This is a genomic window from Kribbella sp. VKM Ac-2566, from assembly GCF_004366005.1.
Lineage (GTDB): Bacteria > Actinomycetota > Actinomycetes > Propionibacteriales > Kribbellaceae > Kribbella > Kribbella pratensis.
This window is the reverse complement of the sequence record NZ_SODT01000007.1, coordinates 1-1437: the sequence shown is the minus strand read 5'-3', so window position 1 is coordinate 1437 and position 1437 is coordinate 1. Positions and strand designations below refer to the sequence as shown.

Annotated in this window: 1 protein-coding gene; it reads right to left on the bottom strand. The window is 68.2% G+C overall.

The window, feature by feature from the left end; translation table 11 throughout:
- Positions 1-25: 25 nt before the first annotated feature.
- A complete protein-coding gene (locus EV647_RS03060; protein WP_133998082.1) occupies positions 26-1318 on the bottom strand; it encodes an ISL3 family transposase in 1293 nt (430 codons plus the stop codon).
- Between the last annotated feature and the right edge of the window lie 119 nt (positions 1319-1437).

Below are 1437 nucleotides of genomic sequence, written 5' to 3'. Positions count from 1 at the left end.
CCGGGTCTCCTGTCTGATGTGTGGGTCAGGTGCGGCCTGGGAGGGGTGGTCGGTAGCCGCCGAGGGTGAGCATGGTCAAGGCGATGAGGGCTTGTGGGTCTTTGAAGCCGTAGGCGGTGCGGGTGATGAGCCGGATCTTGGTGTTGACCGCTTCGACGCGGGCGTTGGTGAGGCCGTGGTCGAGGCTGGCGTGGATGGCGGGTAGGTGTCGTTTGATCCTGCGGCCGAGTTCGACGAATACGTCGATGCGGCAGCGTTGGGCCCAGGTCAGCCAGCGTTGGAGGGCGTGTTTGCCGTCGGTGCCGGCGAGCTTGAACACGTGCCGCAGGCCTTCTTTGAGGAGGTAAGCGCGGTGCAGGCGCGGGCTGGAGGTGGCGATCCAGGCGAGTTGGGCGGTTTGTTTGGCGGTGAGGTCTTCGGGGTTCTTCCACAACGCCCACCGCGACCGCGCGATGGTCTGGGCGTCTCCGCGGGAGGCGTGGTAGCGGCCCCCGGCCAGGTCGCCGATCTGCCGGGTGCCGCCAGCTCGGCGGCGGGCGATGTTCCAGGTCTCACGCCGTACCTCGTCCAGGCACTTGGTGGCCCAGGACACGAGATGGAACGGGTCCGCGCACAACACCGCCTGCGGCGCCTGCTTGGCGACCACGCCGGTGATCCAACTGGCCCCATCGGCCGACACGTGCGTCAACGCCTCGGCGCGATCGGGTCCGAGGGCGTCAAAGAACCTGGCCACGGTCGCGGCGTCACGACCCGGCTGCGCCCACACCAGATCCCCCGAATTGTGGTCGACCACCACCGTCAAATACTGCTGGCCCTTGCGGTAGCTGACCTCGTCGATCCCGACCCGGGCCAGCCCGTCGAGCCGGTCGCGGGCCGCGTCCACGTCGGCACACACCCGCTTCACGATCGCCCCGACCGTGCGCCACGAGATCCGCATCAACTGCGTCACCGCCGTCTTCGACGTCTGCGTGGCCAGCCACGCCACCTGGTCGTCGAACATGCGCGTATGCCCAGCGTCGTGGCGGGCCCACGGGACATGCGCGACCACCACCCCGTGCTCGGGGCAGGCCACCCGCACCGACTCGGCCTCCACAAACAGCCGAACCACACCCACGTCCAGCCCCCGCCACCGGCGCCGCTCCCCACGCCCCAGGTCATAACCCGGGCAACGGCGCCGGCACCGCCCACACCGGCCACGCTCCCGGGCCACCGGCCGCACCGACACCACCACGACCAACCCGACCCGGTCGAACACGACGTCCTCGACGACCGTCTTCTCAACCCCCAAAACCGCACGCCATAAACTGTCCGCACGCACGCCGTTCTCCAGTCCACCAGGTTCCTGTTCCTAGACAGCTCAGAAACCTAGACAGAGAACGGCGTGCGCCACTCCAGGCACGCTCAAATCACCCACACATACAGCAGAAGAGCCGGATA